Here is a 12,806-nt window from a genome sequence, read left to right as displayed (position 1 = left end):
GGAGCACCGGCTACTTCGCTCCCTGCGTGGTCACTTCTGAAACTTATGTCATCCTCCTGTATCGGCCGTTTCGCCCCTTCCCCCTCTGGTGAACTTCACTTTGGCTCGCTGATTGCTGCGCTGGGCAGTTACCTGAGCGCGCGCGCGCAGAAGGGTCTCTGGCGAGTGAGGATTGAAGATATCGATCCACCACGTGAAGTGCCGGGTGCCGCCAGCCGTATCCTGCAGCAGCTTGAACACTATGGCTTAACGTGGGATGGCGAAGTGCTCTGGCAGTCTCAGCGTCATGATGCTTACCGTGAGGCGCTGGACTGGCTCCGGGCGCATCGACAGAGCTATTACTGCACCTGTACCCGACGCCGCATCCAGCAGATTGGCGGCTTCTATGATGGCTACTGCCGTGACCGCCAGCGCGGGCCGGAGAATGCCGCACTGCGTTTACGCCAGCATGCGCCGGTTCTCGCCTTTGAGGATCGGCTGCGCGGCCGGATAGACGCAGAGCAGGCGCTGGCGCAGGAAGACTTTATCATTCACCGCCGGGATGGCCTGTTTGCCTATAATCTGGCGGTCGTCGTTGATGATCACTTTCAGGGCATCACCGAAGTGGTGCGCGGCGCAGACTTAATTGCGCCGACGGTGCGCCAGATTGCGCTCTATCAGCAGTTTGGCTGGCCGGTACCCGACTGGATGCATCTGCCGCTGGCGCTGAATCGCGATGGCAATAAGTTATCGAAGCAGAATCACGCGCCTGCCCTGCCAGCGGGCGATGCCCGACCGCTGCTGGTGGCAGCGTTGCGTTTTCTCGGCCAGCCGGTTTCCTGCGGCTGGCAGGATTTAACGCAGGAGAAACTGCTGTCTGATGCGGTGGCACAGTGGAATATCGCTTTGATGCCGCAGGAGAACGCCCTGACACCGGATGCACAGACAACAGCATTCTCAAACGGTTCTCAACAGGCTATGATTAGCCGCTGATTTTACCTACACCCTTATTGCCACTGTCGAGGTGTCCCATTTTTACCCGAGTAGCTAATTTTTGCCGGAAAGTCCTTAAGCGAGATGAAGAGGAAGCCCCAGCAGAGGTTGAACCAGAGCGTCTTATGACCATCATCCCTCGTGAAAGCCATACCATCTCACGTAAAGACATCAGCGAAAATGCCCTCAAAGTGCTCTATCGCCTGAACAAAGCCGGTTATGAAGCCTATCTGGTAGGCGGTGGCGTGCGCGATTTGCTACTGGGGCAAAAGCCCAAAGATTTCGACGTCACGACCAATGCCACGCCTGAGCAGATGCGCAAGCTGTTCCGCAACTGTCGCCTGGTTGGTCGCCGTTTCCGCCTGGCTCACGTGATGTTCGGACCCGAGGTGATCGAAGTCGCCACCTTCCGTGGCCATCATCAGACGGAAGAGCCCGATGAGGATCGCAACAGTTCGCAGCGCGCCCAGAGCGGGATGCTGCTGCGCGACAACATCTTCGGCTCTATCGAAGATGACGCTCAGCGCCGCGATCTGACGATCAATAGCCTCTACTACAGCGTGGCTGATTTTACCGTCCGCGACTATGTCGGCGGCATCAGCGATCTGGAGGCGGGCATTATCCGTCTGATTGGCGATCCGGAAACCCGCTATCGGGAAGATCCGGTCCGCATGCTGCGCGTCGCGCGCTTTGCCGCCAAACTCAATATGCGTATCGCGCCGGAAACGGCCGAGCCGATTCCGCGTCTGGCTTCGCTGCTGCGGGATATTCCACCTGCACGCCTGTTTGAAGAGTCCCTGAAACTGCTGCAGGCGGGTTACGGCTACAGCACCTATCTCAAACTCTGTGAATATCAGCTGTTTCAGCCGCTGTTCCCGACGCTGGCCCGTAACTTCACGGAAAACAGCGACAGTCACATGGAGCGGATGGTGGCGCAGGTGCTGAAAAACACCGATAACCGCATTCACAATGAGATGCGCGTTAATCCGGCGTTCCTGTTTGCCGCGATGTTCTGGTATCCGCAGCTCGAAGCGGCAGAGCGCATTGCGCAGGAGAGCGGCCTGACCTACTTTGAAGCCTTTGCGATGGCAATGAACGATACGCTGGATGAAGCGTGCCGCGCGCTGGCGATTCCGAAACGCATTACCTCACTGATCCGCGATATCTGGCTGCTGCAGTTGCGCATGTCTCGTCGTCACGGAAAACGCGCCTGGAAACTGATGGAGCATCCGAAGTTCCGTGCCGCTTACGATCTGCTGGCGCTGCGCGCAGAGGTGGAGAATAACCCGGAACTGCTGCGCCTGAGCCAGTGGTGGGGCGAGTTCCAGGTGGCCGCACCGCCACAGCAGAAAAACATGCTGAATAATCTGGGCGACGATCCGGTGCCACGCAACCGCTCACGCCGTCCGCGCCGCCGCACTTCCGCACCCCGTCGCGACAACCGCAACGTCTCATGACACGGGTTTATCTCGCGTTAGGCAGTAATCTGGCCGATCCGCTGCATCAGGTTGATGCAGCACTGACCGCACTCGATGCGTTGCCGCAGACGCAGCGCATTGCGACCTCGCCATTCTACCGCACGCCGCCTTATGGCCCACCCCATCAGCCTGATTTTCTCAACGCCGCCGTGGCGCTGGAAACTGATCTCAGTGCAGAGGCGTTGCTGGATCATACTCAGCGCATCGAACATGAGCATGGCCGGGTGCGAAAAGCAGAACGCTGGGGACCGCGTACGCTGGATATCGATCTGATGCTGTTTGGCGATGCCCGGATCAACACGGCCCGGCTGACTGTGCCGCATTATGATCTGCTGAATCGCGCCTTTATGCTGGTGCCACTGCTGGCGATAGCATCGGATCTCTGCCTGCCGGATGGCCGTCCCCTTCGCCCCTTCCTGACCTCTCTTGACACCCGCAGCATCGTGCTGTGGCACGGCTGACGCAACAAACGCACATCGGTGATTCCGCTCGTTCACGCTATCCAGTAAACTGCGCGCATCAGAATTCCTGAGTTGAGAGCGCCATGAAACCCACCACGATTTCACATCTGCGTCAGGCCAAGGCCAGCGGCAAAAAGTTTGCCACGCTGACCGCTTACGATTTCAGTTTTGCTCGTCTGTTTGCCGAGGAAGGCATTCAGGTTTTGCTGGTTGGTGATTCGTTAGGGATGACGGTACAGGGGCATGACTCCACGCTGCCGGTTACGGTCAGTGACATCGCTTATCACACCGCGGCGGTCCGCCGTGGTGCGCCGCAGGCCCTGCTGCTCGCCGACCTGCCGTTCATGAGTTACGCTACGCCAGAACAGACCTTCGACAGCGCCGCGCAGCTGATGCGTGCCGGCGCCAACATGGTGAAACTGGAAGGCGGCAGCTGGCTGGCTGAAACCGTGCAGATGCTGACCGAGCGGGCAGTGCCGGTGTGCGGGCATCTCGGCCTGACACCGCAGTCTGTGAATATCTTTGGCGGCTATAAAGTGCAGGGCCGTGACGAAGCGGGTGCTGATCAGCTGCTGGCAGATGCACTGGCGCTGGAGGCCGCAGGCGCACAGCTGATGGTGCTGGAGTGCGTTCCGGTCTCCGTAGCGCAGCGCATTACCGATGCGCTCACCATCCCGGTGATCGGCATCGGGGCGGGTAACGTTACCGACGGACAGATTCTGGTGATGCATGACGCACTGGGCGTGACCGGCGGCCATATCCCTAAATTTGCTAAAAATTTCCTGGCGGAGACCGGCGACGTTCGCGCGGCCATTCGTCGCTATATCGCCGATGTCGGGGCCGGCACCTATCCGGCGGCAGAGCACAGTTTTCAGTAATCCGGGAGAATCATCGTGTTGATCATTGAAACGCTACTGATGCTGCGTCAGGAAGTTCGTCGCTGGCGTCAGCAGGGTAAACGCATTGCGCTGGTGCCTACCATGGGCAATCTGCATGAAGGGCATCTGACGCTGGTGGATGAAGCGCGCGCACGCGGCGACATCGTCATCGTCTCGATCTTTGTGAATCCGATGCAGTTCGATCGTGCCGACGACCTGGCGCGCTACCCGCGCACGCTGCAGGAGGATTGCGAAAAGCTGAACCGTCATCAGGTTGACGTAGTCTTTGCCCCCTCGCCTGCCGAAGTCTATCCGCAGGGCGCGCAGAATCAGACCTTCGTTGAAGTCCCGGTGCTCTCTTCCCTGCTGGAAGGGGCCACCCGTCCCGGCCATTTCCGCGGCGTTGCCACCATCGTCAGCAAACTGTTTAATCTGGTCCAGCCCGATATTGCCTGTTTCGGTGAAAAGGATTTTCAGCAGCTGGCTATCATTCGTAAGATGGTGGCCGATATGGGCTTCGACATTGACATTGTTGGCGTGCCAACCGTGCGGGCGAAAGATGGTCTGGCGCTGAGTTCGCGCAACGGTTACCTGACAGCTGAGGAGCGCAAGCTGGCGCCGGTGCTGAGCCAGGTGATGAAACAGATGGCGACGCGGCTGGAAAACGGTGAGCGTCACGTCGAAGAGATCGTTGAGGCGGCCAGTGACGCCCTGCTGGCGCAGGGACTCCGTCCGGATGGCCTGGCGATCTGCGATGCGGAAACACTGCAACCGCTGACGGTAGATAGTCAGCGTGCGGTGGTGCTGATGGCTGCCTGGCTGGGTAACGCCCGCCTGATCGATAATCAAACTGTTGACCTGACGCTGTAATTACACCCGCGGCAGGTTATTTTCTTTCTCTGACAAGGTTTCTGGCTATGATTCGCACAGTTCTGCAAGGCAAATTGCACCGCGTCAAGGTGACACAGGCGGACCTCAACTATGAAGGCTCCTGTGCTATCGATCAGGATTTTCTGGATGCTTCGGGCATTCTGCAATATGAAGCGATCGATATTTATAACGTCACCAACGGACAGCGTTTTTCTACCTACGCTATCGCGGCTGAACGCGGCTCTAAAATTATTTCGGTCAACGGTGCTGCCGCCCGCTGCGCCTGTGAAGGCGATATTTTAATTATCTGCTCTTACGTGCAGGTTGACGATGCCGAAGCGCGTCAGTGGCAGCCCAAAGTCGCCTATTTTGAAGGCGATAATCAGATGAAGCGTCTGGCAAAAGCCCTGCCGGTGCAGATTGCCTGATAAAAAAGGCCGGCCCGTTAAACGGCCGGCCTTTATCATTACCGCAGATATCAGGCTGTTTTGCTGGTCATTGACTTCTTCATCGTGCAGAAGAAATTGAACCAGCCGCGTTTTCTCATCAGATACAATGTCCACGGCAAGGCCAGCGCGACCAGAAATGCCGAAATAAACTTCACATCATTCGCCCAGGCTGACGGGCTTTCAAATTTCACAATTTTACTGCAGAACTGAATCGCCAGATAATGCGACAGGTAAAAGACGATTGAATTCACGCCAATGCAGTAGACCAGCTCAGACTTCAGCTTCAGCGAAATCCAGACAAACAGCGGCACTGACAGCAGCGCCAGCGGCGATAATAATGCCTGAGCATGACGATCCAGCACAAAGATATTCAGGCAGGAGAGCACGATGAAACTGACCAGTGAAATAAGCAGTGTCGGGCCATGCTGAACTTTTTCTGTAATATCGACCTGCTTTCTGACCACGTCATCTCCGGGAGAGAAGAAAATAAACAGATAGAGCAACTTGTTGATATGGGTATTGTCGAAGCTGGCAAACACCAGCAGAAACGGCAGATGACGCGCAAAGATAATCGCAATAAAGAAGCTAAACAACGAATGCAGGAACCCGGTCATATCGCCGCCACCAGTGAGGTGGAAGAGAATAATGTTCATTGGTGATTGCGGCGTATTCGCCATTGAGCTGAATAGAATTTTTAATCCGCCATAAACCGCAACCCAGACCACAAACGAATAGAGGATACTGCGCACTTTATTATTAAAAAAAGGACCCAGACCTTTTCTTAATCCCGCATCGACAAATAACCCCGACACCAGGCACATCAATCCGATATCTGACCGGCGCCAGCATCTCATTTAACAGACTGCTGAAGGCAGTAAAATGTCCGGCATTGTTATGTACGGCGATAGTACTGTGCAAAAAAATGATTGCGAGAATACTCAACCCCACAGATTATCGATCCACGTTATACGATTCATCCGCCCCTGACCTTGATTAAAAACCGGTCCTGACTCGCGAGCCATTTTTATTATTGAAAATACCCCGTCTCCACCCTTTTTTCCCGGGACGGAGCAATAAGCTTACTCTCGTCGTGTTCTGATAACTCAGATAAAAATAAACAACCGCCTGGCGTCAGGGCTAATCAAAAAAATTATTATTTCAGAGTCATTAAGATAGGTGTGCCCGCGGGTGTAATACCAGATAAAAATCAGGGTTATTTTATTGTCAGGCAGCAGTAAAGCGGGATAGAGAGCAGCAGCAGGGGAAAAAGTAACAGCGGAACCTGAAGCGGAGGCGATTTTTAAGTCCAGCCACAACCGCAACGATTGCTGTTTTAACAGACAAAAAAAAGCCACGCGCTTATCGCTGCGTGGCCCTGTCCGTTTCTGCGTTGTCAGGTGCGCAATCCGCGACCGCGCTGAATCAGCGCATAGACCAGCCCGTAAAAGACCACAATGAAAGCCACCAGTACCGAGAGGGTAAAGACCAGCGGCACGTCATGAATACCGAGAAAACCGTACCGGAATCCGCTAATCATATAAACGATCGGGTTGAGCTTAGAAATAGCCTGCCAGACTGGTGGCAGCAGGCTCAGTGAGTAAAAGACTCCGCCGAGATAGGTCAGCGGTGTCAGCACAAACGTCGGGATCAGGCTGATATCGTCAAAAGTACGCGCAAACACCGCGTTCAGCAGACCCGCCAGTGAAAAGAGAATCGCCGTCAGCAGCAGGGTCACTGCCACCATGATCCAGGAGTGCACATGGAATGGCACAAAAAACAGCGAGATGGCCGTGACCAGTATGCCCACGCAGACCCCACGCGCGACGCCGCCACCCACATAGCCCGCAATAATAATGTGAGTAGGAACCGGCGCGACCAGCAGCTCTTCGATATTGCGCTGGAATTTGGCGCTGAAGAACGACGATGCCACATTGGCATAGGCGTTGGTAATGACCGCCATCATAATCAATCCGGGCACAATGAACTGCATATAGCTGAAGCCGTGCATCTCACCGATGCGCGAACCGATCAGGTTGCCAAAGATAATGAAATAGAGCGTCATGGTAATTACCGGCGGCACCAGCGTCTGGATCCAGATGCGGGCAAAACGGTTAACCTCTTTGGCCCAGATGCTTTTCAGCGCCACCCAGTAGAGATGTGTCATGCTTTAACTCCTGTTTTTCCCTGCGTCGTCAGACCCACAAACAGCTCTTCCAGACGGTTGGCTTTGTTGCGCATACTCAGTACCTGTACGCCCTGCGCACTGAGCTGGCTGAAGACGCTGTTCAGCCCCTGCTCACGCAGCACTTCGACTTCCAGCGTTGAGGTATCGGTCAGACGATACTGGAATCCCTCCAGTGTCGGCAGCGGACTGCGCGGTGCCAGGTCGAGAATAAAGGTTTCGGATTTGAGTTTAGAGAGCAGCGCTTTCATGGAGGTGTTCTCCACCAGCTCGCCGCTCTGAATGATGCCGATGTTGCGGCACAGCATCTCCGCCTCTTCCAGATAGTGGGTAGTCAGAATGATCGTCGTGCCTTTGGCGTTAAGATCTTTCAGGAAGACCCACATGGAACGGCGCAGTTCAATATCGACCCCGGCGGTCGGCTCATCCAGAATCAGCACCTTCGGCTCATGCATTAACGCACGGGCGATCATCAGACGGCGTTTCATCCCGCCGGAGAGCATCCGCGCACGTTCACCGCGCTTGCCCCACAGGTCGAGCTGTTTAAGGTACTTTTCCGCCCGCTGGTTAGCCTCACGACGCTCGACGCCGTAGTAGCCCGCCTGATTGACGACGATCTGCATTACCGTCTCAAACGGATTGAAGTTAAACTCCTGCGGGACCAGACCCAGCTGGCGTTTAGCATTGACCACATCTTTTTCCAGATCGTAGCCAAACACCCGCACGCTGCCGCCGGATTTATTCACCAGCGAACTGATAATGCCGATGGTGGTCGATTTACCGGCGCCGTTTGGCCCCAGCAGCGCATAAAAATCACCGGCTTCGACATTAAGATCAATGCCCTTCAGCGCCTGAACGCCGCCGGCATAGGTCTTGGTCAGCCCGGAAAGTTCCAGTGCATAAGTCATTCTGCATCCATACCCTGTTTTGATGGCATTACAATGCCGTTTAAATTTATCAGGCCCTGGCCTATAGTACGCGCGCGCACTCTGCGCAGTAACCGGTCGCTCAATGCCATGACAGATATCAATACCCTGATCAGTAACAACCGTGAATGGTCGAAATTACTGATTGAAGAAGATCCCGGCTTTTTTGAGCGGCTCGCCCAGACACAAAAACCGCGCTTCCTGTGGATTGGCTGCTCGGACAGCCGCGTCCCTGCCGAACGTCTGACCGGACTGGAGCCAGGCGAACTCTTTGTCCACCGCAATGTGGCCAATCTGGTGATCCACACCGATCTGAACTGTCTCTCGGTGGTGCAATACGCCATCGAGGTGCTGGAAGTGGAACACGTTATTGTGTGCGGCCACTACGGCTGCGGCGGCGTGCAGGCGGCGATGGATAACCCGGAGCTGGGCTTAATCGACAACTGGCTGCTGCACATTCGCGACCTCTGGTACAAGCATAGCGTGTTGCTGGGGGAACTCCCGCCGGATAAGCGCCTGGACAAATTGTGCGAAATCAACGTTATTGAACAAGTCTACAACCTGGGGCACTCAACCGTGCTGCAGTCGGCCTGGAAACGTGGACAGACTGTCTCCCTGCATGGCTGGGTATACGGTATTCAGGATGGCTGTCTGCGTAACCTTGATGTCACCGCCAGCAGCCGGGAGACCCTCGAACAGCGCTACCGTCATGGCATGGCTAACCTGCAGATGAACAGTCACGTCTGAGTCGGTCGCGGCATAAAAGCGCGACATAGCCTACACCAGGCAACGGCTGCAGGCCTTGGAAGAATGTGCGGTTAAGGCTGTATCAGGATTCCAGCGGGACCACTTTGCCGATGTAAGGCAAATGGCGATAGTGCTGGGCATAGTCGATACCGAAGCCCACTACGAACTCATCGGGAATGGCAAAGCCCACATACTCGACATTGACCTCAACTTCACGGCGCTCTGGCTTATCCAGCAGGGTACAGATCGCCAGGGATTTGGGCTGACGCAGCTGCAGGATTTCGCGCACTTTGCTCAGGGTGTTGCCGGAGTCGATAATATCTTCGACGATCAGCACATCTTTGCCGCGAATATCTTCATCCAGATCTTTCAGGATCTTCACATCGCGCGAGCTGGACATGCCGCTGCCGTAACTGGAAGCCGTCATGAAATCGACCTCATGCGGTACATCAATAGCACGGCAGAGATCCGCCATGAACATAAAAGAGCCGCGCAGCAGCCCCACCAGTACCATGTCGCTGCCGCTGTCGCGGTAGTGGTCGTTAATCTCTTTGCCCAGTTCAGCGATGCGCGCGGCGATTGCCTGTTCAGGGATCATCACTTCAACAGTGTGTTTCATTGCGTTCAGCCCGGTTACGTCAGAAAGCCCCGCAGTCTATCACAGACGCCGCCGCGTCGGCGCAGTCACGCCATACGCAAACGATTACGTCGAAAAAATTCTCGCCCGTTTCACGCGTCTGACAGGAATGCGCATTACCTTAGAACATTACGGCATTTACCAGCATGATTCGCTGCATGGTAGCCTTCTTCCAACAGGATCGTTACCCTACTCGCCCTGCTGGCCGGAGATCACAATGACTTCATATTCAGGCAAAAAAACGCATATCGGCGACAGACCGCTGCACCCGGAAACCCAGATGCTGAATTATGGCTATGATCCGCGTCTCTCTGAGGGTGCGGTGAAGCCGCCGGTCTTTCTGACCTCCACTTTTGTTTTCGACAGTGCCGAAGAGGGGCGGGATTTTTTTGATTACGTTTCCGGTCGCCGTGAACCGCCGGAAGGCAAATCGGGCGGGCTGGTCTACTCTCGCTTTAACCACCCCAACAGCGAGATTGTTGAAGACCGTCTGGCGATTTATGAGCAGGCCGAAAGCTGTTCACTCTTCTCATCTGGCATGGCCGCGATCTCAACCACCCTGCTGGCGTTTGCCCGGCCCGGCGAGGTGATTCTGCACTCGCAGCCGCTCTATGGCGGCACCGAAACCCTGATGAGCAAAACGCTGCACAATCTGGACATCAAAGCTGTCGGCTTCAGCGACGGTAACGATGAGGCGAAAGTTCGTGAAGCGGCGCAGCAGGCCATGAGCCGGGGTCGGGTAGCCGTAATCCTGATTGAAACCCCGGCAAACCCGACAAACAGCCTGGTCAATATCCGCCTGATCGCGCGGATTGCCGATGAGATTGAGCAGCAGCAGGGTTCGCGCCCCGTTATCGCCTGCGACAATACCCTGCTCGGCCCGCTGTTCCAGCAGCCGCTGGCGCTGGGCGCGGATCTGTCGCTCTACTCGCTGACAAAATATGTGGGCGGCCACTCTGACCTGATTGCCGGTGCGGCGATGGGCAGCAAGGTGCTGATGGCAAAAGTGCGCGCGTTGCGCAGCGCCATCGGCACTCAGCTCGATCCTCACTCCAGCTGGATGCTCAGCCGCTCGCTGGAAACGCTGTCGCTGCGGATGGAGAAAGCCTTTCACAATGCGGAGGCGGTCGCGGCGTTTCTGCGCGATCACCCGAAAGTGGCGAAGCTGCACTGGCTGCCCTATCTGGATGCGGACAGCGCCGAAGGAAAAACATATCGCGAACAGTGCAGCGGCGCCGGTTCAACCTTCTCGTTTGATATTACCGGCGGTCAGCCCGCTGCGTTCCGTTTTCTGAATGCCCTGACGCTGTTTAAACAGGCGGTCAGCCTGGGCGGTACAGAGTCCCTGGCCAGCCATCCCGGCAGCACCACCCACTCCGGTGTGCCGCAGGCAGTGCGTCAGCGCATTGGCATCACGGATGCCACGGTGCGGCTGTCGATTGGCATCGAGAACGCCGGTGACCTGATCGAGGATGTGAGGCTGGCCCTGGAGCAGGCGTAATCAGCTCACGGTAAAACCCAGCATCATGCCGGTGTCTTCGTGCTCCAGCAGGTGACAGTGGGCCATGTAAGCGTGTTCGGCGGCGGCGACATAGTTGAAGCGAACCAGCACTTCGCTGCGCCCGCCGTCGACATTGACCATATCTTTCCAGCCCTGCCGGTGCGCGGCGGGCGGCTTGCCGTTCTCGGAGAGAATGCGGAACTGTGTACCGTGAATGTGGAACGGATGCAGCATCGCGTCGCCCTCTCCTGAAATCGTCCACGTCTCATACTGACCCAGCGCCACGGCGAATGACGGTTTTGTCATATCAAAGGCTTTGCCGTTGATCTTATTGCCGTTGTGGAAATCGTACCCGGCGGACTGCGCCATGCCGGGCATGTCATGCATGCTGTGGTCGCCATGGTCCATCGACGGCATCGGCTCTTCTGCGGCTTTCGCCTGTTTCTGCGGCATCGCATGGTGCCCGTGCCCACCCTTACCCATCGCTTTTTCACCGTAGCGCTGCATCAGCGCCTGCATGCCCTGCTGGTCGAGCTGCGGGTCCATCATCAGCTGCAGCCAGCGCGTAGTCAGGCCGTCGGTGGACGGCAGCGCAGGCAGCGTCGCCAGCCGATCCGGCAGCGTGGCGCTCGCCATCACCCGCAGCGGCAGGATTTGCACCAGCGGCAGCGGCTGATCAAACGGCGGCAGCGTCATGCCCATCTGCCCGGTGGGCAGCGTCACCAGATCAAAGGCCTGACCGTCCGAGGTATCAATCATCACTTCAAAGCGTTCGCCCGGCAGGATCGGCAGCGCGTCGAGCTTTACCGGCTCGGCCAGCAGGCCGCCATCGCTGGCGATCACATAGAGAGGACGGTGATCGCTGGCGGCGATATGCAGTGACCGGGCATTGCAGCCATTGAGCAGGCGCAGCCTCAGCCAGCCGCGCGGCACCGCATGCTGCGGATACTGCACGCCGTTGGTCAGCATCATGTCACCGAACCAGCCTACCGCGGCGCGCATGACGTCAAGCTGATAATCGATTCGGCTGCCATCTTTAGTGAGCTGCTTGTCCTGAAAGATCAACGGCACATCATCCACGCCCCACTGCGAAGGCAGCCGCAGCGTGCCGCTCTCTTTATCCTCCAGCAGGATCAGGCCCGCCAGTCCCTGGGCCACCTGATGCCCGGTTTTGCCATGCAGATGCGGATGATACCAGCAGGTCGCGGCGGGCTGATCGGGGGTAAACGAAACCTGACGTGAGCCACCCGGCGCAATCATCGCCTGAGGTCCGCCATCCACTGCACCCGGAATTTCCAGCCCGTGCCAGTGCAGCGTCGTCGCTTCACGCAGCCGGTTATGGATGTTCACCGTCACCGGTTTACCACTCTGCAACTTCAGCACCGGCCCTAGCAGGCTGCCGTTGTAGCCCCAGGTTGGCACCGCTTTGCCGTTCCATTGAGTCGTGCCCTGCATCGCCGTCAGGCTGTAGCTGCCGCGGGCATCAGGTTCCAGCAGCGAGGGGATCGGTAACAGCGGGCGGCTGGCCGCCATCAGCGAACGGCTCCAGAGCGGCAAGGCTCCGGCTGCACTCAGTGCGGCGGTGAGTTTCAGGAAATGGCGACGTTGCATGGGGGTCATCCTTGTGGCATCGGAACAGACAGCCTAAACCCTGACCTTATGGGAAGGTCAAGTCTCGCTGTGAGAATCTGACGAAAAAAGAGGG

12 protein-coding genes and 1 pseudogene are annotated in these 12,806 nt (G+C 56.8%); 8 read left to right on the top strand and 5 right to left on the bottom strand.

Annotated features, from left to right (window positions below):
• The first annotated feature begins 45 nt into the window (after positions 1 to 45).
• The 6 genes from gluQRS to panD all read left to right on the top strand — a co-directional run bounded on the left by gluQRS (position 46) and on the right by panD (position 5,087).
• Complete coding sequence (gluQRS, locus tag ACLHDD_RS00655) at positions 46 to 972, top strand: tRNA glutamyl-Q(34) synthetase GluQRS (protein ID WP_427102522.1); 927 nt, start codon at positions 46 to 48, stop codon at positions 970 to 972.
• A 38-nt stretch (positions 973 to 1,010) separates the two neighbouring features.
• The gene (gene pcnB / locus ACLHDD_RS00650) at positions 1,011 to 2,429 is read left to right on the top strand and encodes a polynucleotide adenylyltransferase PcnB (protein WP_427105147.1); all 1,419 of its coding nucleotides are present in this window, start codon (positions 1,011 to 1,013) and stop codon (positions 2,427 to 2,429) included.
• Positions 2,426 to 2,911 carry a 2-amino-4-hydroxy-6-hydroxymethyldihydropteridine diphosphokinase gene (folK, locus tag ACLHDD_RS00645; RefSeq protein WP_427102521.1) on the top strand — a complete coding sequence of 162 codons (486 nt, stop codon included), beginning with the start codon at positions 2,426 to 2,428 and terminating at the stop codon, positions 2,909 to 2,911. The genes pcnB and folK overlap by 4 nt, the downstream gene beginning before the upstream one ends.
• Before the next feature lie 83 nt (positions 2,912 to 2,994).
• Positions 2,995 to 3,789 (top strand): 3-methyl-2-oxobutanoate hydroxymethyltransferase, encoded by a 795-nt coding sequence (gene panB / locus ACLHDD_RS00640; RefSeq protein WP_427102520.1) that lies wholly within the window; start codon positions 2,995 to 2,997, stop codon positions 3,787 to 3,789.
• 15 nt (positions 3,790 to 3,804) lie between these two features.
• Positions 3,805 to 4,659: a pantoate--beta-alanine ligase gene (panC, locus tag ACLHDD_RS00635; RefSeq protein ID WP_427102519.1), complete on the top strand. Its 855-nt coding sequence runs from the start codon at positions 3,805 to 3,807 to the stop codon at positions 4,657 to 4,659.
• Between the two features lie 47 nt (positions 4,660 to 4,706).
• Positions 4,707 to 5,087, top strand: a complete 381-nt coding sequence (panD, locus tag ACLHDD_RS00630; protein ID WP_010254022.1) for an aspartate 1-decarboxylase — start codon at positions 4,707 to 4,709, stop codon at positions 5,085 to 5,087.
• Between the two features lie 50 nt (positions 5,088 to 5,137).
• Here the strand turns inward: panD and ACLHDD_RS00625 are convergent.
• The 3 genes and pseudogenes from ACLHDD_RS00625 to ACLHDD_RS00615 all read right to left on the bottom strand — a co-directional run bounded on the left by ACLHDD_RS00625 (position 5,138) and on the right by ACLHDD_RS00615 (position 8,198).
• Positions 5,138 to 6,085 (bottom strand): annotated as a pseudogene (locus tag ACLHDD_RS00625) (acyltransferase family protein).
• Positions 6,086 to 6,501: 416 nt separating this feature from the next.
• Positions 6,502 to 7,272, bottom strand: coding sequence for an ABC transporter permease (locus ACLHDD_RS00620; protein ID WP_427102518.1), 771 nt, complete (start codon positions 7,270 to 7,272; stop codon positions 6,502 to 6,504).
• Complete coding sequence (locus ACLHDD_RS00615) at positions 7,269 to 8,198, bottom strand: ABC transporter ATP-binding protein (protein WP_111140290.1); 930 nt, start codon at positions 8,196 to 8,198, stop codon at positions 7,269 to 7,271. The genes ACLHDD_RS00620 and ACLHDD_RS00615 overlap by 4 nt, the downstream gene beginning before the upstream one ends.
• A 108-nt stretch (positions 8,199 to 8,306) precedes the next feature.
• Here ACLHDD_RS00615 and can point away from each other — a divergent pair, with 108 nt between their 5' ends.
• Positions 8,307 to 8,963: a carbonate dehydratase gene (gene can / locus ACLHDD_RS00610; RefSeq protein ID WP_427102517.1), complete on the top strand. Its 657-nt coding sequence runs from the start codon at positions 8,307 to 8,309 to the stop codon at positions 8,961 to 8,963.
• A gap of 82 nt (positions 8,964 to 9,045) precedes the next feature.
• Here the strand turns inward: can and hpt are convergent, their stop codons facing one another.
• Entirely contained in the window at positions 9,046 to 9,582 is a 537-nt protein-coding gene (gene hpt, locus ACLHDD_RS00605) for a hypoxanthine phosphoribosyltransferase (RefSeq protein WP_427102516.1), read from the bottom strand.
• Between the two features lie 235 nt (positions 9,583 to 9,817).
• On the opposite strand from hpt, the gene ACLHDD_RS00600 reads away from it, so the two are divergent.
• Positions 9,818 to 11,101, top strand: a complete 1,284-nt coding sequence (locus tag ACLHDD_RS00600; protein WP_427102515.1) for a cystathionine gamma-synthase family protein — start codon at positions 9,818 to 9,820, stop codon at positions 11,099 to 11,101.
• Here the strand turns inward: ACLHDD_RS00600 and cueO are convergent, their stop codons facing one another.
• The gene (gene cueO, locus ACLHDD_RS00595; RefSeq protein WP_427102514.1) at positions 11,102 to 12,712 is read right to left on the bottom strand and encodes a multicopper oxidase CueO; all 1,611 of its coding nucleotides are present in this window, start codon (positions 12,710 to 12,712) and stop codon (positions 11,102 to 11,104) included.
• Positions 12,713 to 12,806: the final 94 nt, after the last annotated feature.

It is taken from the genome of Pantoea sp. NSTU24, assembly GCF_050157905.1.
Taxonomy (GTDB): Bacteria; Pseudomonadota; Gammaproteobacteria; order Enterobacterales; family Enterobacteriaceae; genus Pantoea.
Note: the sequence above shows the minus strand (reverse complement) of the source record. Positions and strands in the feature narration are given on the sequence as shown.

Excerpts from the sequence above, each read along its gene's own strand:
- gluQRS (WP_427102522.1), top strand. The coding sequence starts at position 46 with ATGTCATCCTCCTGTATCGGCCGTTTCGCCCCTTCCCCCTCTGGTGAA.
- folK (WP_427102521.1), top strand. The coding sequence starts at position 2,426 with ATGACACGGGTTTATCTCGCGTTAGGCAGTAATCTGGCCGATCCGCTG.
- panB (WP_427102520.1), top strand. The coding sequence starts at position 2,995 with ATGAAACCCACCACGATTTCACATCTGCGTCAGGCCAAGGCCAGCGGC.
- panD (WP_010254022.1), top strand. The coding sequence starts at position 4,707 with ATGATTCGCACAGTTCTGCAAGGCAAATTGCACCGCGTCAAGGTGACA.
- ACLHDD_RS00620 (WP_427102518.1), bottom strand. The coding sequence starts at position 7,272 with ATGACACATCTCTACTGGGTGGCGCTGAAAAGCATCTGGGCCAAAGAG.
- ACLHDD_RS00615 (WP_111140290.1), bottom strand. The coding sequence starts at position 8,198 with ATGACTTATGCACTGGAACTTTCCGGGCTGACCAAGACCTATGCCGGC.
- can (WP_427102517.1), top strand. The coding sequence starts at position 8,307 with ATGACAGATATCAATACCCTGATCAGTAACAACCGTGAATGGTCGAAA.
- hpt (WP_427102516.1), bottom strand. The coding sequence starts at position 9,582 with ATGAAACACACTGTTGAAGTGATGATCCCTGAACAGGCAATCGCCGCG.
- ACLHDD_RS00600 (WP_427102515.1), top strand. The coding sequence starts at position 9,818 with ATGACTTCATATTCAGGCAAAAAAACGCATATCGGCGACAGACCGCTG.
- cueO (WP_427102514.1), bottom strand. The coding sequence starts at position 12,712 with ATGCAACGTCGCCATTTCCTGAAACTCACCGCCGCACTGAGTGCAGCC.